A 20,018-nucleotide genomic window follows, 5' to 3' on the forward strand; every position below is an offset into this window, starting at 1 on the left:
CAGCCATCACCTTGGATCATCAGAGTTTGTCCTCTAGCTGTACGAATGTATCTAAACGTTGGCCAAAAGCCGTCGCTAGCGTTTCAAACCCCGGAGTTTGTGCCAGCTTTCGATAACTCGCTTGTGCCTCCGGCCACTGCTGCTCTAGCCAGTAACTTTGACCAATTAACAGTAAAGCTTGTCCCTGCTGCTGGTTACGTCGCTGACGAGCATGTTTTATCTCGGCCGCAGTGCCTAACGGCAGGGCTTGCAACCCCACCCGCCCCCATGCTTTTCGAGCGTTATCGCCCTGTTTTAACGCGGCAAATAACTGGCCTTGTAACAGATAGAAGTCATCAACTAAATCCTTATCTGTAATTAAGTGGTCGATATTAAAACCCTGTAGAAAAGCTAAAGCCTCATCATATCGTCCCGATAACCAAGCATATTGGGCACAAGCAAAAGCTTGTGAGTCAAAGTCCTTTATATCAGAGCCTTGGTGAGCAACATCATCAGTATTATTTTGTGAGGTACAGTTCGCCGCGAGATTATAAGCTTTGATCTGGCCAAACAACCCGATGCTATCTTGCAGCCTGCGACCTCCTCTAGCACCACTTAAGTGAGCGGCAATATCGCTTGCCAGTGCAGCCTCAAGCTTATTATCTAACCCAAGCTCACTGCGGGTTAATACTTGCCAAGCGGTGCGGTTATCAGGCTCAAAAGCAAGCCACTGCAGCGCACTACTTTTAGCGCCTTGCCACCGCTCCAACGCCAGCTGACTGTAACTAATGATTGGCCACCAATGGAGCTTCACGTCTGAAGAGAGCAAGAGTTCTACCGCCGCTTGATATTGGGTTAACTGATAATGAGCGTAGCCTTGCATATAGCGAACCTGCGCCAAAATAGGCTCATCTAGAGTCGACAATTTCAACGGTGCTAAAGTAGCGATAGCGGCCTCATATTGCTCAGCCTGTAACTGTCCATGGGCTAAATTGACCGCGATATTGCTCTGCTGCGGGTAAAGCTCGTAGCCTCGCTCCCAACAATTTAGCGCCTTGGCTTCAGCTCCGCTATCGGCGAGAGTTCTACACACATATTGAAATACGATTTGGTGTGGAGCAGGTTGCTCAAGCAGTGGTAATATCAGCTTTAACGCTGCATTAAAATCATTGTCCTCGAGTAGTGGACTCGCTTTATTGAGTAGGCCAGACTCATATCGATTTAAATCTCGTCCAGGGCTAGCATTTAATTCTCGCCCATGGCTAAGAGAAGAGATAAAAGGTGAGATAAACAGTATCAACAGCATCGATAATTTTAAGTTATTCATCGTTAACTAACCTTAAAGTTAATTGGTACATCAACAAAGACCCTCACCGCTTCACCAGACAAAACTGCAGGTTTGAAGCGCCATCTGCGCGCCGCCTCTACTGCTGATTGGTCAAACACTTGCTTGGGCTTAGCCTCTAGCACCTGTGCCTGACTCACGACGCCATCCGCCTCAACGATAAGCCGTAAAAGCACTCTACCGCCTCCCTTAAACTTGCGCCCCGCCACTGGCATCTTAGGCTGAATAAAACGCAGAAGTTCGGGGGCTTTGTCCACATCCTTTATGCCTGCTATCACAGGCGCAATGCTCGGCAAGCTCAAGCCATTAAGTGTTGGAATAGCCAAAACCGGCACCTGCAGCGGCATATCTGCAACCGATGGCATAATCGGTATACTGCTGGATACTGGCGTTGCAGCGCTTGCTGTCACAGGTTTGCTTTGCACCTCTTTCGGCGTCGGTAATTTAGGTTTTTCAGGAGGAAGCAAGGGCAGCTCCAGCTCTTTCGCTTGCTGATTAAAGAACTGCCTTGGTTGATTATCATTGAGACTGCTAGGCAGGTAATAACAGAGCAATATTGTCACTGCAACTGACAGTATTAACCGCACAGAGATAACCAACACTTGATGAGCGCGTCCTCTATTCATTAGCGGATCTCTGACGCCACAGAGCTAAAACTGATCCCAGCCTGCTTGGCAATATCCAACACTTTGATAGTGACACCTGTTGGGCAGTTGGTATCGGCAACAACCAACAACTTTGCCTTAGGCGTTTGACTGGCGATCTGCTGTAGCTTACCGGGTAGGTAATAGATATCTATCTCTTTTGACTCAAAATAGACTCGTCCAGTGGTATCGAGAGTCACCACAATCGGGCTGCCATCGACGCTAGTCGCGGTACTGGCTTGAGGGCGTTTAATCTCTACCGATGATTGCTGCACAAAATTAGTCGACACAATAAAGAAAATCAGCAAGATGAACACCACATCGAGCATGGGAGTCATGTTGATCTCAGGGTCTTTATCTTGTCTGAAACGATCGCTAAGCATGTTTGCCTCCCACTAACAGATTGGTATCGACACGGTTTAGCTTTCGTTGCCAAAAAAAGGCCAACAGCGCGCCGCTTAAGCCAACAAATAGCCCGGTTTGCGTGGTGACCATCGCCATAGAGATCCCAGCCGAAATCACTGCCGGATCATGAAAGCCATAACTGGCTCCAGCATCAAACATCGCAATCATGCCACTAACGGTTCCCAGCAAGCCTAATAGCGGCGCAACCATGGCCAATAGCTTCACCCCTTGTAGATCCGCATACTGCTGCGCTTGTATCTGTCTTAGTGCTAATAGACTCAGACGCTGATTAAGCCAATCATGTCGAGTCGTCACAAGCATAGCCTTGCTATAGTCTCCCGTGTCTTTAAATAGAGCCCGGCTCACCAACCACAGCATCCATAGGCAGCAAGCAAACAGCGGCCACATCACCACTCCACCCAGCTCAATAAAGCCAAGAATGGCATGACCAAACTGCCGGACAGAAAACAGTAAGCTATCGAGTGACATACTCGCCACCTCGCTCAAGATTAAGGGCGAGTAACAGGGCTGATTGCTGCTCCATATTCAAGCTAAGCGCCTGAGCACGGCGTTTAAGTGGGTAATGTAGTAATAGCAAAGGTAGCGCCACCAGCAATCCCGCTTGAGTGGTGATCAAAGCCTTACTGATCCCCTCAGATAACAACTTAGGATCGCTATTACCAAACTCCGTTAAAGACTGAAAAGTTTCAATCATGCCAGATACGGTGCCGAGTAACCCCAGCATCGGAGCCATTGCCGCCAGCAGTGCAATAAAGCCAAGCCCGCGTTCAAACTGTGCCATCTGCTTTAGCATCAATTGCTTCAGTCGTTGATCCATCGCCTCGACACCACCATCTCGGTTGTTTGAGTTAGTGCTTGAGTTAGTGCTTGAATGAGTGCTTGAGCTAGTGATTGCATTAGCGAGTACGCTGGCCGCTGGCACCCTTGTCATATTTGAAAGTTGCAGCTTAATAGCTTGCAGGTCAACTTGAGTGCCATCCTTGTCACTAAGCTGAGCTAGCGGGCGCCAGTAAAACAGCATTACTGCCCGCCATAGCGCTACCACTAATCCCAACGCGGCTAAGATAAGGATCGGCCATAGCACCTCTCCGCCGTTTTCGACCCACTCTGTCAGGCTCTGTTTCTCTGCCAGACTTGGCAGCATTCGTCCTTGACTTAAATCCAGCGGCAATAGCTGAGCCTGCTTATCAAGCCAAGACTTTAGTTGCTCACTGATCTGTGAATCGACAGGTGATATGGCAATGGGTAGTTTTTCTGTAAAGGCGATAAAGCTTGGCTGTTCATTATTAGTCACCGCCATTAAGCCGCCAAATACCTGTAACTCTTGCTCCGTTACGCTGCCATCACCCAAGCTAATCGGCGCCTTGGCTGTTAGCACTTTCGCCGTCATCTGCATATCATCGACAGCGTAGCCGACAAGCTCATTAAGCTGGGTCAAGCTTGGGAATCCCAAACTCGCCTTGGCAAGCGTTAAGTTTTCCAGCCGTTGAGGCGCAGCAAACTGAGTAGGACTCTGCTGCCACTGTTGCGATAGGCTACTCAGTGCTTTTTGATAGGCGCCTTGAACCAGCTTCATATCATCAACAGCAAGCTGATAATCTTGGCTGAGACTTTGCTTTTGCTGATTTAAATCAATCAGCTGTTGATTCAATTGCTCAAGTTGACCACGCTTAGTCTTTAAACGCTTAGTCAACTGCTGCTGATTAGTTTTAACTTCATCGATCTCTTGCTTTAAGTTGCTGCTCCAAAGCAAGTTTTGTCGCTCTACCTCAGAGGCTCGCTGGTCAACTCGCCGCTCAAGAGCTTGATATTCTGCAGATCCTTTTACAGAAGCTGTCTCTTGTGTAGCTGACTTTTGTGCAAAGCCCAATGTCGATACGCATAACAACAAGACTAAAATCACTGCTCTCATTATTGTTGCGCTCCTAATGGCAGGTTAACTATCTGGGCAACCTGTTTATTCGACGTTATTGCCATCGCTAACCTTAAGTCTCCTTGCTCATTGACAGGTAGAGCTCGCCATTGGCGCGACTGACTATCAAACCAGCCGAGCTGCTGTTCATCAGGCGTCATATAGAACCAAGATAGGCGGCCTAAGCGCAGCAGATTCACCTGCACAGGCAGCTCATCGATAACGATGATCTCTTGTGCTACCTGCTGGCTATAACCGTAAGCCACCTCGATAGTAATCACATCGAGCATGCGCCTAAAACGCTCGGCTAATGGCAACTCATTGCTATCCATCGCACTACGTAAAAACGCTAAACGCCGCTTGCGCTCGTCATAGTCGAAAGGTAGATCAGCACTGACTTGACGCTCCAACGTGGCGTACCAGATCTCCAGTTGCGGCTCTAACTCCTGTTTAAGCGCTGTGATAGTGGCGATATCTTGCTGCAACTGTGCGACTTCAGCCTGCAGTGAGGCCAGATACCTTTGTTGTTTTTGCACCTGATACTCGGTCCAATAAAGCTCACCGAGATCTTGTTGCTGTTGTGACAGAGATTGCGCTTTTTGCTGCTGCCATGCGGCGGCCTCCTCTCCAAGCTGCACCGATTTCACAACAGGTAGCTTAATCTGCTCAAGCCATTGCTGAGCTAAGTTAGCAGTAGGCTGCTTGCCATCATTTGCCTCTGATGCATAAGCTGCCAGAGGCAATACACAGCAAAGAGTGAGCAAACCGTAATAAATACGCCCTATCATCTGCGGCCTCCTTTTTTAATTGAGCGGCGCCAAAACACCAGCCCTTGCAGTAATAAGCTCACTAATAGCAAGCCGTAACAGGCAAAAAAGTAATTCACTAGCGGGTTATGTACAGCAAGTACCTTGACCTGCACCCCTAGCGCTTCTTCTTGGTGAGGGACCCTAAAGTCTGTCACTGTGATATACAGATCTTTCCATCTAAAGGGCCGCATAAATTCCGCATCACCACTGATCTTTTGCTCACCATCTTGAACAATAAAGTAGGCCGTATTTTTACGAGGATCGAACTGTTCGACACTACGACGTGTGATCCGCCCTGCCGGGCTAAAGCCCGTTTCATCTTCGGTGATTAGGCTGACATCATCGCGGTAGTCGACGTTAACTAACTTGATCTGATAACGACCACTATTGAAACGCTCGCCTTGATGTAGTACTGCGCTATCGTGACCATGGACAAATACCAGATCGACACCATGGAATATAAAAACCAGTAAGGTCAGGATATGAATTGGCAGCATCATGATCCGCGGGCTACGCCAGCGCTTGTTACGCCAAGTAGGCAGTAGGTCGCGCCAAGAACACAAGGCGGTATTCAACCCTAATAGGAACATCAAACCAAATAGGCCTACTAACCAGAATCCAACAACGGGCGCCGCCGTTAAGCTTTGTAGCCACTGCGACATAGGCAGATCGTTTAACGCCCTTAACACTTGGCGATAGAGCTCATACTCACTCATGGCTACGCCTATGGCGAACCACAGTGATAGGAGCATTAGCAGCACGAAGGCGAGGCGCATCGAAAATAACCAGTTCATTCTCATAACAAGCGGTACCCCAACATCAATATGCAGATAAAGCCCAGTACCGCAGCTTTGCCCATAGCCAACCCCTTCCCATTAGGGAACCAGGCTTTAGGTAGGTGAAATACCAGAATGAATAATAGATAGGTTAACGCCGAGAAGAAGAAATGACCGCTCCAACTCCAGCTGCGGCCCCAGCCAATAAATGCCCAGTAACTGCCAGCAATCTCACCGCCAAGAAAAGCCGTTCCGGCCAATAAGCTGAGTAGATGACTGTGGCTTTCTAAACGAGTGTCGCGCCAAAATGCATGCAATAGATATCCAAGGCATGCGGCAATCGCTAAGCCAAGCGCTATCGGGCGAGATAGAAAAAATAGCTGCGCCCATAGCGAAGTTAGCATGGCACTATCGCCTGTTGGCGGCTCCAGCGTTTGACTATATCCGAGCAGCAGCAAGGCAATAAAGCAGACTGCCCACACATAATTTGCCTGTAAGCGGCTTTGTATCGACAAACCACATAAGGAAACTAAGCTCACAATGGCGCTAACCACTAGATAGATGGTGACACTACTACTAGGAAACAGCAGACTATTGGCATTAATTAAGGCCAACGTCATCACAGCTAGCGCTAACAGCACTATATTAGCCAAACGGGCTGCGAGCGAGCCTTGCTCAAACTCTTTAGCCTGCTTAAAACTGATGTCACTCATTTATTTTGATCACCTAAATTCTTACTCATTCATTCCCCCTTGGCGCTAACAAACTGCATTAGTTTCTGTGGCAAGCTGAGGTCTTCCACATCAACAATCTCTGGCTTGTGTAACGACCAGTGGCGGCACACCTGCTCAATTAAACTTGGGCGTACAACCCAGATATGCCGACTATTAGTCACTGCGAGCAGCGGTGCTATCTGCTTGCCAAAACCTTGGCCACCTAACTCCATAGGCCCAATCTCATCCACGATACAGATATCATCTTGATGGAAATGGTTATGATCGAGCGCCTGCTTGCCGAGCGTTATCCCCTCTTGGGTAAAGGTGAAGCGGGTCCCGGTTTTCTTATCGAGCACACCAGTACGATGGCCAAAAAGACAACGTTCGCCGGTGGCAATATCAACGATGTCGCTACTAAAACGCCGTCCATCCTTCATCACCCCGGGACAAAGCATCCCCTTAAGCTGAATTTGATTCTGCTGGCACTGCTCGATAAAAGTGGCTAAGGCTGTCGTTTTGCCACTGCCGCTCTCTCCGGTAATGATGAGCACGTTACTCTGGCTTAATCCCAATACATTTTGTGGCATAAAAAACTCCTGCTCAGCCACCTGATAACTGGCGGTTGCCAAGCCATAAAGACGACTGATGTTCTTGCTGGTCATAACCGCTGCTCGCTCGCCATAATCCAATACCTTGCCATGCTCCAATAGCAGCACCTTGTCGGCATACAACTGGGCTAAATTTGGATCGTGCAAGATGGCGATAACAGCCGTATTGGACTCAATACAACTGCGCTTAACCTGAGATAAAATTTGAAATTTATTACGATAATCGAGGTGATTAGTGGGCTCATCAAGCAGCAGTAACTGCTCACTCTGAAATAGGGCTCTGGCCAGTAACACCAGTTGGCGCTCACCGCCAGATAAGCGGTTATAATCCGCCTTCGCGAGCCCCCCTACATCAAGAAGCTGCATCACTCTTTTAGCATCATTAATATCTTGCTCAGAGGGGGACTCAAAAGTTGATAGAAAAGGCGTTCGCCCCATCACCACCATCTCTAGCGCAGTAAAGGCAAAAGCGGTTTCTTGCTGCTGAGGCACCAGTGCCATCTGTTGCGCAATTTCGGCGCGGCTCATCTTATCTAAAGCACGCGAGTTGAGGTGTACCGCACCTTCGCTAGGCTGGTTCAAACCACATAAACAGTTTATCAATGTGGTTTTACCCGCACCATTGGCACCTAAAATAGCTAAGAATTCGCCAGAGGCTAACTCAAAGCTGACATCCTCTAGCAAGCATTTTTCACCGACTGAGTAACTAATATTATTAACTGCCAGCATTAGTAAGCCCCTCCCTGACGGAAACGAAATAGCAGGAAAGCAAACAGTGGAGCGCCAACCAATGAGGTCACGATGCCAATAGGGATCTCCATGCTAAAGCTCGCGCGAGCCACGCTATCGGCTAACAGTAAAAACATGGCTCCCACTGCGGTGGAAATAGGAATTAAGCGCATATTGTTAGCACCAGTGAAGGTACGTACCATGTGCGGCACCACTAAGCCAATCCATGCCACCTGCCCTACCGTTGCGACGCATGAGGCGACGATAAAGGAGCTGATAACGATTAGCACCAAGCGCAGCCTCGCAGGTTCAACCCCTAAACTGCGGCTTTGATGATCGCCTAAACACAACACGTTGAGACGGTAGCGTAAAGTGTGAATAAGCCCATAACCAAGAGCCACTGGAATAATCAGCTGAGCAACCGTACTCCAGCTGCTAACAGAGAGAGAGCCCATTAACCAAAATACGATAGCAGGCAGCTCGCCATAAGGATCGGCCAGCGCTTTTAACATGGTCAAACCTGCGCCAAATATTGAGCCGACAATAATCCCAGTCATAATCATCAACAACAGACTATTACTGCCAAAGCGTTTAGCCATAAACATGGCGGCACAAGCTGCAGATAAACCACAGACAAATGCTAGCAGCTGCACCATAAGCCAGCTGCTACCGGGTAAAATCAACCCCATTGCAGCACCGAACATACAGCCAGACGCCACCCCTAGAATATCAGGAGAGACAAGTGGGTTACGAAATACCCCCTGATACACAGCACCAGAAACAGCAAGCCCAGCACCGACAATCAGCGCGGTGAGTAAGCGCGGGAAACGAATAAGTAAGATAACCCGTTCTTCTTGAGTCAGATCATCGGGAACCTGTCCGGTCATTATCAGACTACTGAGCACAGATGGCAGCTTTTGAATCGCACTAAACAGATCAATTGGATCAATCGAGAAGCGCCCGGCACAAAGACCTATCAGGGCAATGACAATGGCAATTCCAGTCCATTGGATCGGCTGTAAGGAAAAGCCTTTTACTACTGACATTTGCTCATCTCATGCAGAGGCGATAGACAAGCATCACCGAAAGCGACTCGGTAGTAGTGCGCAATTTCAGCGTCCAGATCGATATTGTTAAATCGCTCAGGGTAAGCATTCACGGCAATATAGAGCGCCCCCGCCATCGCCATCGGTGACGGCATATCCCAAAAACTTCCCTTTGGGATCTTGATTTGTGGCAATTTAGCTAGCTGGGTCATTAGAGATTTAGCTAACTGCTCGTCCACTTTGGTCGAATCATTAGACTCACGCACCAGCAGTTGTGGCTGCCATAACAATAGCTGCTCTGCATTCACTTTAGGGTAAAAGCCTGGCACCCCCATTGCGACATTATCGATGCCAGAAACTGCCATCAACTGATGCTGAAACATCTGCTCACTCGCGGTGCGGTAGAGATCGGAACTGTTAGCATAATAAGCCCGTAGGCGATGCTCATCGGTCAAACCTGCAAGCCCGCTACGAATGATATCTGCCAAGCGCTGGTTTTCAGCTGCTATCTTGGCCGCTTTATCTTGAGTCCCTGTCGCCTTAGCGAGTAACTCGAGAACAGCCTGAGCATCTTCAAAGGTTTCCGGTTGAATCACTAAGCTAGCAATACCTAATGAGGTTAAGCGGTCAGCGAGTCGATATCCGTCTTTCTTACCAAACACTAAGACCAAGTCAGGTTTAAGCGCTACAATGGTTTCTAAACTGGTACCGGCCGAGCGGCTGCCGATCACCAAGGGATCGCGGTGCGCGAGAAGTTGATTGATGAACGGTGAGTGTTTGGTGCTGCCACCGATGCCAACCAAGTGATCCGCAAGCCCAAGACTCAGGGAGAACAGGTTTGCTGGGGTGAAGGTCGTCACAATCCGCGTGGCAGGCTTTTGTAGCACCACCTCGCGGCCTTGCTGATCGACCAAGTGTATCGGCGCTGCCGATACACTTGAAAGACCACTAAGGAGAATGACAACAGCACTAAATAGTCTGTTAAACATTCCTAATCCTTAGAAGCGGTACTTTACGCCAACTTCATAAGAGCGGCCTTCATTTGGCTGACCGTATCCTTCGTAGTGTGACTCATCGAGTAGGTTATTAAGATTAACGTAAGCAGAGAGCTGCGGTGTAATCGACTTATTAATCCCCATATCAATCGTTAAGGTCTCAGACTCCCACTCATCAGAGCGATCATCAATCAGAATATCTGTGCGGTAACGAACGCGCAGATTACTGTCGATATCTAGCCAAGGTTGATACCAGTTAACAATCGCAGTCACGGTGTCCTTTGGAATATCACGGAAGTAGTCAGAATCACGATCATCAGTGGTATTGCGAGCATGCGTGTAAGTGTAATCTAGAGATAAACTGATATTTTCACTCAGCTGACTTTGGGTACTAATCTCGATGCCGTAAAACTCTGAGCTTCCCACGTTTTGATAAACTTCTAGATCCCAATCTGGATCAGTTGGATCAGGCATATAGGTAGAGACAATCTTATCGCTGACATCATGGTAAAACAGACCGATATCGATACTGTTTAATAACTGATGGCTAAAATCGTTCTTCCAACCTAAGGTATAGCTCGTATTACGCTCCGGTTTAATGTCGTGACGTGCTCCCGTATCGTCATACATTTCGGTAAAGGTTGCGAAACGAGTTTTTTGCGCAATAGAACCGTAGATTAAACCTGCATTATCTAAGGTGTAGCTCATACCTAACATAGGATCTAAAGTATCTGAACCATCCTCACCCGATGCAGCATCGTAGTCACGATCTTCAACAACCGTTTGTTTATGCCATGCGATACCTGCAACCACATTTAGCGCACCAAATGTCATGGTATCTTCAGCAGCCAAACTAATGGTATCGAGTTGAGAGCGCTCATAAGCATGGGAACGGTCAGTGTCTATATATGCGACATTTTTCTTCTTATGAACATCATTCTTGAAGTTTACAGACAGGCTTAAACTGTTCCAATCGGCTAACACCATATCGGTAAACAAGGCGCCACCTGCTGTGTAGTCACTGAAGCTACTGGTCGCTAATTTGACGTCTTTTTCTGGATTGCTATAGGAGTCATAACTATCGTTATGCATATGGTAGTAGCCTAATGCACGAACAGTGAGCCAATCATTAACGCGGTGTAAACCACTTAAATCCATCCCCGTATCTTTATATTCGGAGATATCGGCAAAGCTACTAAAGTCACTAAATACCTTGTTGTTACGGGTGTTATAGGGCAATTCACGATCTGAGTCTAAGCTAAATACACTGGCAAATAGTTCGGTATTTTCGTTAGCGTAACCACCACGAACCCAGATATTAGTCGACTCGTAAGCCGAGTTTTCACGTTTACCACCATCTTCAACGATCATCTGCTTTGGTAAGTCGCCATACTTGTCTCTCACATCGGACAGTACTGGTTCGAAGTCATTAGACATCCGCATCGCATCACGGCCACGGTGATCGACAGATGCAAATAGACTAAAGCCGTTCTTACCTAAGCTAAGTGTACCCGACTGGTAATTTTGACCCATCTGACCAAAAGACGCTTGTAGATCACCACTAACCCCCTCTTGGCCTTTCTTGGTGATGATGTTGACTACACCGCCCATACCATTTGGACCATAAAGCACTGATGACGCACCTTTAACCACATCAATTTTTGCAATGATGTTGGCAGGTATTTGGTTAAGGTCTAACTGACCATAGTTAGTTTCATAGTAAGGCACACCATCAAGCAAAATAAGCACCTTATCTTGCTCAAAACCCTGAATAGTCAGAAACTTCTCGCCCTTACTTGATTGAGCTACATGTACGCCAGGTATATAGTCGAGTGCATCGGCGACCGTTTTTGCGCCTATCAGCTCAATTTGCTCTGCGGTCATGGTGTTATTGATTGCGATATCTCTAACGCCTGTTTCCTCTGAAACAACAATCTCACCGAGAGAGAACACGTCATTTGTATCACTGGCCACTGCGTATTGGCATGCCAACAAACTACTGATGATGACTGCGATTTTAGTATTTCTTGTTTTGATCACCGAAGACTCCGAACTGCTCGTTGTAGGGATCACAAGCCTTTAACACCAATAAAGAACCTGCTTCACCGAAAATTCGCGCATATCTTATTCTTAATCTTACGATATAAGTATTTACAAAACTCAACTCTAGACACCAATCACTCAATAAAAAACCAATAACGACACAACACCATATAATTACAAGTCACAAAGGACAAATAGTCGCAACAGGACAAGTTGGCGAGATAATATGTCTACTCGGGTTGAAATAAATCCGCAACATCTTGTTTTAACAAGCTAATGCAGCAATTGCTAAACTTGATTTTTTTACAGCTTCGTTAGCGGTTAGTTTTGTGGAGATGTTCTAGGAGGTAGAGATAGGAGGAAAATAACCACGTATATTGAACTGTGACGCACGATTGACTATTGATAACGACTTTATAGCGAATAGAATTAATAAAAATCAGGCACAAAAAAGCCAGTCTAAAGACTGGCTTTCATAAAACTAAAACTTACTTAACCAAGGTTAAATGACCGCGTCGTTTTGACTCTTTAGCCTCAACGTTGTCGGGTTCTGGTTCGCTAGTTTCAACTACAGGTTCAGGTTCTTTCAGTACTACTGAAAGCCCTGATTCCTCTTCGTTCTCATCATCTAACTGATACGCTTCTTCAAGTTCAAAAACCGTACCTGCACCATTTTCACGGGCATAGATAGCGACGATAGAAGCCATAGGCAAAAGTACTTGCTGAGGAACACCGCCAAAACGCGCACTGAACTCAATAAACTCATTAGTGATCTGTAGTCCACCTACAGCACTCTCGGTAATATTAAGTACAATCTGGCCATCTTTAACATATTGTTGTGGTACTTGAGTGCCTGGCACGTAAGCGTCGACAACAACATGGGGCGTTAGCTGGTTATCCATCAACCAGTCATAATAAGCCCTTAATAAATATGGACGATTCGGGGTTAGCTCTTTCATTAGATACCCATGCGCATTTCGCGCTCAGTCTCAGTTAAAGAAGCCTTAAATGATTCACGATCAAAAAGACGTGTCATGTAAGCTTTGATATCTTTAGCTGTACGGCTATCAAGCTCAATACCTAGTACAGGTAAACGCCACAATAATGGGCCAAGGTAGCAATCTGCTAGACCAAATTCTTCACTCATGAAGTAAGGCACTTCACCAAAAATTGGTGCAATAGCAGTTAGGCCTTCTTGTAGCTCTTTACGAGCAGCATCAGCACGGTCACCCTTTCTGATACGCTCAACAAGCGCATACCAGTCTTCTTCAATGCGGTGCATCCAAAGACGAGTTTGACCACGTGAAACCGGATAAACAGGCATTAGTGGAGGATGAGGGAAACGCTCATCTAGGTATTCCATAATGATTCGAGAGTTATAAAGCACTAGCTCTCTGTCTACCAAAGTTGGCACTGTGTTGTACGGGTTAAGCTCGATCAAGTCTTCAGGGATCTCATTAGGATCAACCTGTAGAACATCAACGGTTACACCTTTCTCAGCAAGCACGATACGTACTTGATGGCTATAAAGGTCGTCTGCACCTGAATACAGGGTCATGATTGAGCGTTTGTTGGCAGCAACAGCCATTGATACCCTCCGGGATTCACAAATAAAAAGCAAAAAATGCAAACATAAACGAGGAGCAAGGCTCCCCGTTTACAATTTGCGGATAATACATTCTAACCTTTATTTGGGGTTAGTGTACATCTTTCCAGTACTCTTTCTTTAAGAGGTAGGCCACAACAAAGAAAATAAATAGGAAGCCCATCACCCACCAACCTAAGCGTTCACGCTCAAGCTTGATAGGATCGCCAGAGTAAACCAAGTATCCAGTGATATCTTTTACCACTTGATCATACTCTTCAGCTGATAGCGCACCGCCAGTAGCAACTAACGTTCCATCTTCTTGTTTAACAGGAAGACCTTGTAGGCCTTCAAGTACATGCGGCATACCTACCAATGGGAAAATAGTATTGTTCACACCAAAAGGACGGCTTTCATCTTTATAGAAACCCTTAAGGTATGAGTAAATCCAATCTTCACCACGTACTCGGGCAACCAAAGTTAAGTCAGGAGGTGAAGCACCGAACCACTTAGCTGCATCAGCATCTGGGATGGCGATCTCCATTAACTCACCAATCTTGGCGCCTTCAGGTAAGTACTTGGCGCGCATCTCGTCAAGCGGAATGCCTAAGTCTGTTGCGACACGCTCATAACGTTGATACTGAGTACTATGACAGCCTGCACAGTTATTTTGGAATAGATCCAAGCCACGCTGTAAAGACTCCTGGTCATTCAGGTCAATATTAGCTTGCTCTAGAGGTGCTCCGCCCCCGGCTGCGATAGCCAAGGTTGGCACCAATGCAACTAATGCAATCAGTAATTTTTTCATTAGTGTGTCAACCTCTCTGGTACCGGCTTAGTCTTTTCATTCTTACTGTAAACCCATAGGAATAAGAAGAAACCAAAGTAAGTTAGAGTGAAGATACGTGCAGCAATTGTCAGTGCAGGCGTAGCTGGCACCGCACCTAAGTAACCCAATACTAGGAACGAAATAGCAAACTGGCTGATGTTCACCTTGTGGATCATGCTGCGGTAACGAATTGACTTAACCTTACAACGGTCTAACCATGGCAATACAAACAGTACTGCAATAGCTAAGCCCATGCCGATAACACCCATTAACTTGTCTGGGATAGCACGCAAGATTGCGTAGAACGGTGTGAAGTACCAAACTGGCGCAATATGCTCTGGTGTCTTCATTGGGTTAGCCGCTTCAAAGTTTGGCTTTTCAAGGAAGTAACCACCGCCTTCAGGCATAAAGAACAATACATAACAGAAGACAATCAAGAAGCCAGCAACGCCCATGATATCTTTCACTGTGTAGTAAGGGTGGAATGGGATACCATCTTTTGGCCAGCCATTCTCATCTTTGTTCTTCTTAATTTCGATGCCATCTGGGTTGTTTGAACCCACTTCATGTAGTGCGATTAGGTGTAGGAATACTAAAACCACAAGTACAAGCGGCAGCGCAATAACGTGCAATGCAAAGAAACGGTTTAGAGTCGCACCCGACACAACAAAGTCACCACGGATCCACAATGTTAGGTCATCACCAATAACAGGGATTGCACCGAACAATGAGATAATGACCTGTGCACCCCAGTAAGACATCTGTCCCCAAGGCAGTAGGTAACCCATAAAGGCCTCTGCCATCAACACGAGGAAGATAAGCATACCGAATAGCCACAACAGCTCTCTAGGTTTCTGGTATGAGCCGTAGATAAGACCACGGAACATATGAAGATAGATCACCACAAAGAAAGCGGAGGCCCCGGTGGAATGCATATATCGCAGCAACCAACCGTACTCAACATCACGCATGATGTATTCAATTGAAGCAAACGCACCCTCAGCAGTCGGTACGTAGTTCATTGTTAGCCAGATACCGGTAAGTAGCTGGTTTACCAGTACTAACATGGCCAGTGAGCCAAAGAAGTACCAGAAGTTAAAGTTGGTTGGTGTCGCATATTGACCGACGTGACGATTGTACGTCGCGGTCATTGGAATGCGTTCATCAATCCAGTTAATAATATTCTTAACCATTACGCAGCTCCTGTATCAACACCAATAATTACGGTGCTATCATCAATATATTGATGTGGAGGAATAACTAGGTTTAATGGTGCTGGTACACCTTGGAACACACGACCAGCCATATCAAACTTAGAACCGTGACAAGGGCAGAAGAAGCCAGAGGCAACCCCTTCTACTTGCTCACCAAACGTGTCTGGTAGGTAAGTTGGAGAACAACCTAGATGGGTACATAAGCCAACGGCTATGAAGTACTCAGCCTTAATTGAACGTCCAGAGTTTTGAGCGTATGCAGGCTGCTGTGGTTCAACAGAGTCTGGATCGCGAAGCTGAGCATCGAGTGTTGGTAGACCATCTAAGATCTCCTGCGTACGACGAACAACCCATACAGGCTTACCACGCCACTCAACTCGAATAAGTTGACCTGGCTCTACTTTACTAATATTTACTTCTACCGGCGCACCTGCAGCTTTCGCTTTGGCACTCGGATTCCATGACTTTATAAACGGAACCGCTACAGCAGCGGCACCAGCACCACCAACTACGGCGGTGGCTACGGTCAGAAATCTGCGACGTCCGGTATCGACTGGCGCATTGCTCATCCACTTGTCTCCAGAGAGTGTTGGAATTTTTGTTTTATTATCTTTTTCAAAGCAGATTTAAACCGAAATTCAAATCCGAATTTGAGAAGCAGCCCATTATAGCCAAAAATTTGAGCCAGATCATAGTTAAAACACTTAACTTCGTTAACTATGTTGCTTTTAATGCCTATTCCGTATGAAAAGCATGCATTACAACCAACAAAAATGGTCATTTTCGTTAGCAGAACATTCTAAAAGCTCTTATTCAACTCCTGCTAAATTAGCAACTTACACCTATTTATTGATTTTTACTGATGATAAGGACTGAGTCTACTGAAGAGCTAGGAATAAACAATAGTGGCTAACATAAATCAGACAGGCATAAAAAAAGGCCTAACTTGCGTTAGACCTTTTTTATAAAACTTTAGAATAACTACTTTCCAGATGAACTATTCATATATCTGAAGAACTCACTATCAGGCTCAAGCACCATAACGTCATTCTTACCAGAGAAACTTGCTTTATAAGCATCTAAGCTTCGCATAAAGCTAAAGAACTCAGGATCTTTAGTATATGCATCGGCATAAATCTTAGCTGCTTCTGCGTCACCTTCACCGCGAATAGTCAAAGCTTTACGCTCTGCTTCTGCAGTCTGAATAGTCACACTTGCGTCAGTCTTCGCACGGATAATTTCCGCTTGCTCTTGACCTTGAGCGCGATGCTCTTTAGCCACAGCTTGACGTTCTGCACGCATACGCTGGTAAATACTGGTACTGACGTTTGCTGGTAAGTTAATCTGCTTAACTCGCACATCAACTACCTCAACACCTAAGTCTTTAGCACTCTCAGCAGCATTTTTAAGCGCATCTGATTGCAGCTCATCACGGCTACCAGAAACAATCTCTTTAATGGTTCTGCGACCAAACTCGGTACGAAGATCGTTATTGATCTTACGCTGTAACAAGGTTTCAGCGTTAGCCTTAATACCACCGTTAGTCGAAAGGTAATAACGTTCAAAGTCTTTAATGCGCCACTTCACGTATGAATCGACCATCAAGTCTTTTTTCTCTGACGTTACAAAGCGATCTGCTGCGCCATCCAAAGTTTGCACTCGTGAATCCATATACTTAATTTTATCAAGCATCGGGATCTTCAAATGAAGTCCTGGAGCATAAACACGCGTCACACCGTCGTCTTTTAGTACCTTACCAAATCGAGAAACGATGGCACGCTCGCCTTCATTCACAACTAATAGTGAAGATAAAGAGATCGCAATAAGTACCGCTACGATTATCGCTGTAAATCTACCCATCAATTAGTTCCTCCCCAACGAACGTTCACCTCGAGATGGGCGACCATCAAGAGGAATACTGCTGTTAGTATGAGTTGTACTATTAACTGACATAACAGACGTTGCCGGTTTACTCTTAGCACTTGCAGACTTATGCGCTTGGCTATTCTGCATCAGCTTGTCTAACGGTAGATACATCAAGTTACCGCTATTCTTAGCATCAATAAGTACTTTACTTGTACCGCTCATAATCTCTTGCATCGTATCAAAATACATACGCTCACGAGTCACTTCTGGTGCGGCTTGATACTCAGGTAGTAACTGATTGAAACGAGCTACCTTACCTTGTGCTTCTAGGGTTACTTTTTGCTTATACGCAATTGCTTGTTGATCCATACGCTGCACAGTACCACGAACCTTTGGCTCTAACTGGCGTGAGTATGCTTCAGCTTCACGAATAAAGCGCTGCTCATCCTCTTGTGCTGCAATAGCGTCATCAAAGGCGTCTTTCACCTCTTCTGGCGGACGTGCAGGCAAGAAGTTCACATCAACAACCATAATACCTAGTTTGTAAGGCTTGATAATTCGCTCAATCTCATCCCATGTATCACGACGAATTTTATCTCGACCAGTCGTCAAGATATCATCCATAGTGTTATGGCCGATAACATAGCGAAGCGCACTGTCTGTCGCTTCACGCAAACTCGCGTCTGCATCAACTACGCTATACAAATAATTTTCAGCGTTATTCACTCGGTACTGAACATCAAGCTGTACAAGAACAACGTTCTCGTCGGCTGTCAGCATGCTTCCTGAAGCTGGAATTGAGCGAACGGTTTGTACGTTTACTGGTGTCACTTCATCAATAAAAGTGGCTTTCCATTGAAGGCCTGGATCAACTTCACCAATATACGCACCAAAACGGAGCTCTACCCCTTTCTCAGCTTCTTTTATTGTATAGAAACCCGATAGGCCCCATACAACAACGGCAATAACAAGGACTATGACTAAGCTGACACCGCTAACGCTGCCACCAGAACCATTGCCTTTGCCGCCGAAGCGCTTCGAAAGATTACGAAAAACTTCATCTAGATCTGGTGGTCCTTTATCATTACCACCCTTATTTCCCCAAGGGTCTTGACCCTTGTTACCGGGCTCGTTCCAAGCCATTTAGTACTCCATAAGTGTATGAAATAAACGAGATTACTAAAATACTTAATTATGCGACGACAGGGTCGACGACAAAAGTCTCTATTTCACCTTGGCTCTGTTTTACGAGTCGGCGCCAATCGGCCTCCAACAAGCGAACAGAAATAATACAGTCCCCCAGATCGTCATACTCTTTCTGCTGTATTACATCCAGTTTATAAAACTGACCGAGATAATGCCCCGCCGAAGCTGGGATTTGCAAGGTTAGCTCCAGAATCGCCTTACCAACAAGTTGGTTTATCGCCTCTTCAACTAATTCCAAGCCTTTGTGCTGCTGAGCAGAAACCCAGACTCTAATCGGTGTCCCCTCATCATCGTAGTCGATGCGAGGTTTTACCTCATCCAATAGATCGATTTTATTGCATACGATCAACTGTGGAATCTCTATAGCATCGATCTCTTTAAGCACGTTTTGAACCTGCTTAAAGTTATCACCCATTTTTTCATCTGCACTATCGACAACATGCAGAAGTAGATCTGCCTGTCGTGTTTCTTGCAGTGTTGCCTTAAAAGCTGCAACTAAATCATGGGGTAAATGCCTAATAAAGCCAACGGTATCGGCAAGAATAACCGCACCATCCGGCAAATCTAGCTTACGCAGTGTTGGATCCAACGTCGCAAACAGCTGATCTGCAGCGTACACATCAGATGTCGTCAATCCGTTAAATAACGTCGACTTACCTGCGTTGGTGTAACCCACCAAAGACACGGTTGACATATCGCTTCGTTGTCGTGCTCTACGACTCTGATCTCGCTGCTTATCAACTTTTGCTAAACGACGATTGATCGTGCTGATCCGGCCTCTCAATAGACGCCTATCGGTTTCTAATTGAGTTTCGCCGGGCCCACGAAGACCAATACCACCTTTTTGACGCTCTAGATGCGTCCAGCCTCTGATCAGGCGCGTTGACATGTGGCGCAATTGCGCTAGCTCCACCTGTAACTTACCCTCGAATGTCCTCGCTCTTTGAGCAAAAATATCCAAGATCAAAGTCGTTCTGTCGAGCACTCGGCACTCACACAGCCGCTCAAGATTTCGCTCTTGAGCTGGACTTAATGCGTGATTAAAAATCACAACATTGGCATCCGTTGCCGCAACCATCGCAGCTAATTCTTCAGCCTTACCTGAACCCACAAAAAACTTGCGGTCAGGTGAGCGGCGACTTCCAGAGATCACTCCAATAGACTGAGCACCAGCCGATTCAACTAGAAGCTTCAACTCATCTAAGTCTTCACGGTTTTTCTCATCTGCAAAGTCGATATGGACAAGTACCGCTTTCTCTCCCGCCTCATAACGATCAAACAAAAAGCAAT

At 46.3% G+C, this 20,018-nt stretch carries 20 protein-coding genes; all 20 read right to left on the reverse strand.

The annotated features are described in order from the left end of the window. Positions 1-19: 19 nt before the first annotated feature. On the reverse strand, positions 20-1,306 hold the full coding sequence (locus SHAL_RS18675; RefSeq protein ID WP_012278675.1) for a tetratricopeptide repeat protein: 1,287 nt from the start codon (positions 1,304-1,306) through the stop codon (positions 20-22). 2 nt (positions 1,307-1,308) lie between these two features. Beyond that, the gene (locus SHAL_RS18680; RefSeq protein ID WP_012278676.1) at positions 1,309-1,950 is read right to left on the reverse strand and encodes an energy transducer TonB; all 642 of its coding nucleotides are present in this window, start codon (positions 1,948-1,950) and stop codon (positions 1,309-1,311) included. Then, complete coding sequence (locus tag SHAL_RS18685) at positions 1,950-2,351, reverse strand: ExbD/TolR family protein (RefSeq protein ID WP_012278677.1); 402 nt, start codon at positions 2,349-2,351, stop codon at positions 1,950-1,952. The genes SHAL_RS18680 and SHAL_RS18685 overlap by 1 nt, the downstream gene beginning before the upstream one ends. After that, positions 2,344-2,862 carry a MotA/TolQ/ExbB proton channel family protein gene (locus SHAL_RS18690; protein ID WP_012278678.1) on the reverse strand — a complete coding sequence of 173 codons (519 nt, stop codon included), beginning with the start codon at positions 2,860-2,862 and terminating at the stop codon, positions 2,344-2,346. The genes SHAL_RS18685 and SHAL_RS18690 overlap by 8 nt, the downstream gene beginning before the upstream one ends. Next, positions 2,849-4,306 (reverse strand): MotA/TolQ/ExbB proton channel family protein, encoded by a 1,458-nt coding sequence (locus tag SHAL_RS18695; protein ID WP_012278679.1) that lies wholly within the window; start codon positions 4,304-4,306, stop codon positions 2,849-2,851. The genes SHAL_RS18690 and SHAL_RS18695 overlap by 14 nt, the downstream gene beginning before the upstream one ends. Then, positions 4,306-5,094, reverse strand: coding sequence for a DUF3450 domain-containing protein (locus SHAL_RS18700; protein WP_012278680.1), 789 nt, complete (start codon positions 5,092-5,094; stop codon positions 4,306-4,308). The genes SHAL_RS18695 and SHAL_RS18700 overlap by 1 nt, the downstream gene beginning before the upstream one ends. Next, the gene (locus SHAL_RS18705) at positions 5,091-5,915 is read right to left on the reverse strand and encodes a hypothetical protein (RefSeq protein WP_012278681.1); all 825 of its coding nucleotides are present in this window, start codon (positions 5,913-5,915) and stop codon (positions 5,091-5,093) included. The genes SHAL_RS18700 and SHAL_RS18705 overlap by 4 nt, the downstream gene beginning before the upstream one ends. After that, positions 5,912-6,604, reverse strand: coding sequence for a hypothetical protein (locus SHAL_RS18710; RefSeq protein ID WP_012278682.1), 693 nt, complete (start codon positions 6,602-6,604; stop codon positions 5,912-5,914). The genes SHAL_RS18705 and SHAL_RS18710 overlap by 4 nt, the downstream gene beginning before the upstream one ends. A gap of 29 nt (positions 6,605-6,633) precedes the next feature. Beyond that, positions 6,634-7,944 (reverse strand): ATP-binding cassette domain-containing protein, encoded by a 1,311-nt coding sequence (locus SHAL_RS18715; protein WP_012278683.1) that lies wholly within the window; start codon positions 7,942-7,944, stop codon positions 6,634-6,636. After that, positions 7,944-8,990, reverse strand: a complete 1,047-nt coding sequence (locus SHAL_RS18720) for a FecCD family ABC transporter permease (RefSeq protein ID WP_012278684.1) — start codon at positions 8,988-8,990, stop codon at positions 7,944-7,946. Before SHAL_RS18720 ends, SHAL_RS18715 begins: the two co-directional genes overlap by 1 nt. After that, positions 8,981-9,979, reverse strand: a complete 999-nt coding sequence (locus tag SHAL_RS18725) for an ABC transporter substrate-binding protein (RefSeq protein ID WP_012278685.1) — start codon at positions 9,977-9,979, stop codon at positions 8,981-8,983. The genes SHAL_RS18720 and SHAL_RS18725 overlap by 10 nt, the downstream gene beginning before the upstream one ends. A gap of 9 nt (positions 9,980-9,988) precedes the next feature. Continuing rightward, complete coding sequence (locus SHAL_RS18730; RefSeq protein ID WP_012278686.1) at positions 9,989-12,025, reverse strand: TonB-dependent receptor plug domain-containing protein; 2,037 nt, start codon at positions 12,023-12,025, stop codon at positions 9,989-9,991. 491 nt (positions 12,026-12,516) lie between these two features. Beyond that, positions 12,517-12,987: a ClpXP protease specificity-enhancing factor gene (locus tag SHAL_RS18735; protein WP_012278687.1), complete on the reverse strand. Its 471-nt coding sequence runs from the start codon at positions 12,985-12,987 to the stop codon at positions 12,517-12,519. Continuing rightward, positions 12,987-13,616 (reverse strand): stringent starvation protein SspA, encoded by a 630-nt coding sequence (gene sspA, locus SHAL_RS18740; RefSeq protein ID WP_012156731.1) that lies wholly within the window; start codon positions 13,614-13,616, stop codon positions 12,987-12,989. Before sspA ends, SHAL_RS18735 begins: the two co-directional genes overlap by 1 nt. 109 nt (positions 13,617-13,725) lie before the next feature. Further along, complete coding sequence (locus tag SHAL_RS18745) at positions 13,726-14,421, reverse strand: cytochrome c1 (RefSeq protein WP_012278688.1); 696 nt, start codon at positions 14,419-14,421, stop codon at positions 13,726-13,728. Then, entirely contained in the window at positions 14,421-15,635 is a 1,215-nt protein-coding gene (locus SHAL_RS18750; protein WP_012278689.1) for a cytochrome b, read from the reverse strand. The genes SHAL_RS18745 and SHAL_RS18750 overlap by 1 nt, the downstream gene beginning before the upstream one ends. After that, positions 15,635-16,225, reverse strand: a complete 591-nt coding sequence (gene petA / locus SHAL_RS18755) for a ubiquinol-cytochrome c reductase iron-sulfur subunit (protein ID WP_012278690.1) — start codon at positions 16,223-16,225, stop codon at positions 15,635-15,637. Before petA ends, SHAL_RS18750 begins: the two co-directional genes overlap by 1 nt. Before the next feature lie 412 nt (positions 16,226-16,637). Next, complete coding sequence (gene hflC, locus SHAL_RS18765; RefSeq protein ID WP_012278691.1) at positions 16,638-17,516, reverse strand: protease modulator HflC; 879 nt, start codon at positions 17,514-17,516, stop codon at positions 16,638-16,640. A 3-nt stretch (positions 17,517-17,519) separates the two neighbouring features. Beyond that, a complete protein-coding gene (hflK, locus tag SHAL_RS18770; RefSeq protein WP_012278692.1) occupies positions 17,520-18,665 on the reverse strand; it encodes an FtsH protease activity modulator HflK in 1,146 nt (381 codons plus the stop codon). A 49-nt stretch (positions 18,666-18,714) separates the two neighbouring features. Continuing rightward, positions 18,715-20,010, reverse strand: coding sequence for a ribosome rescue GTPase HflX (hflX, locus tag SHAL_RS18775; protein WP_012278693.1), 1,296 nt, complete (start codon positions 20,008-20,010; stop codon positions 18,715-18,717). Positions 20,011-20,018: the final 8 nt, after the last annotated feature.

Origin of the sequence: Shewanella halifaxensis HAW-EB4 (assembly GCF_000019185.1) — a bacterium.
GTDB classification, from domain to species: Bacteria; Pseudomonadota; Gammaproteobacteria; order Enterobacterales; family Shewanellaceae; genus Shewanella; species Shewanella halifaxensis.

What these genes read in the sequence shown, in the direction of transcription:
- SHAL_RS18750 (WP_012278689.1), bottom strand. Translation starts at nt 15,635, where the DNA reads ATGGTTAAGAATATTATTAACTGGATTGATGAACGCATTCCAATGACC.
- SHAL_RS18705 (WP_012278681.1), bottom strand. Translation starts at nt 5,915, where the DNA reads ATGAGAATGAACTGGTTATTTTCGATGCGCCTCGCCTTCGTGCTGCTA.
- SHAL_RS18735 (WP_012278687.1), bottom strand. Translation starts at nt 12,987, where the DNA reads ATGAAAGAGCTAACCCCGAATCGTCCATATTTATTAAGGGCTTATTAT.
- SHAL_RS18725 (WP_012278685.1), bottom strand. Translation starts at nt 9,979, where the DNA reads ATGTTTAACAGACTATTTAGTGCTGTTGTCATTCTCCTTAGTGGTCTT.
- hflC (WP_012278691.1), bottom strand. Translation starts at nt 17,516, where the DNA reads ATGGGTAGATTTACAGCGATAATCGTAGCGGTACTTATTGCGATCTCT.
- SHAL_RS18695 (WP_012278679.1), bottom strand. Translation starts at nt 4,306, where the DNA reads ATGAGAGCAGTGATTTTAGTCTTGTTGTTATGCGTATCGACATTGGGC.
- SHAL_RS18710 (WP_012278682.1), bottom strand. Translation starts at nt 6,604, where the DNA reads ATGAGTGACATCAGTTTTAAGCAGGCTAAAGAGTTTGAGCAAGGCTCG.
- SHAL_RS18720 (WP_012278684.1), bottom strand. Translation starts at nt 8,990, where the DNA reads ATGTCAGTAGTAAAAGGCTTTTCCTTACAGCCGATCCAATGGACTGGA.
- petA (WP_012278690.1), bottom strand. Translation starts at nt 16,225, where the DNA reads ATGAGCAATGCGCCAGTCGATACCGGACGTCGCAGATTTCTGACCGTA.
- SHAL_RS18715 (WP_012278683.1), bottom strand. Translation starts at nt 7,944, where the DNA reads ATGCTGGCAGTTAATAATATTAGTTACTCAGTCGGTGAAAAATGCTTG.
- SHAL_RS18700 (WP_012278680.1), bottom strand. Translation starts at nt 5,094, where the DNA reads ATGATAGGGCGTATTTATTACGGTTTGCTCACTCTTTGCTGTGTATTG.
- SHAL_RS18680 (WP_012278676.1), bottom strand. Translation starts at nt 1,950, where the DNA reads ATGAATAGAGGACGCGCTCATCAAGTGTTGGTTATCTCTGTGCGGTTA.
- sspA (WP_012156731.1), bottom strand. Translation starts at nt 13,616, where the DNA reads ATGGCTGTTGCTGCCAACAAACGCTCAATCATGACCCTGTATTCAGGT.
- SHAL_RS18690 (WP_012278678.1), bottom strand. Translation starts at nt 2,862, where the DNA reads ATGTCACTCGATAGCTTACTGTTTTCTGTCCGGCAGTTTGGTCATGCC.
- hflK (WP_012278692.1), bottom strand. Translation starts at nt 18,665, where the DNA reads ATGGCTTGGAACGAGCCCGGTAACAAGGGTCAAGACCCTTGGGGAAAT.
- SHAL_RS18685 (WP_012278677.1), bottom strand. Translation starts at nt 2,351, where the DNA reads ATGCTTAGCGATCGTTTCAGACAAGATAAAGACCCTGAGATCAACATG.
- SHAL_RS18745 (WP_012278688.1), bottom strand. Translation starts at nt 14,421, where the DNA reads ATGAAAAAATTACTGATTGCATTAGTTGCATTGGTGCCAACCTTGGCT.
- SHAL_RS18675 (WP_012278675.1), bottom strand. Translation starts at nt 1,306, where the DNA reads ATGAATAACTTAAAATTATCGATGCTGTTGATACTGTTTATCTCACCT.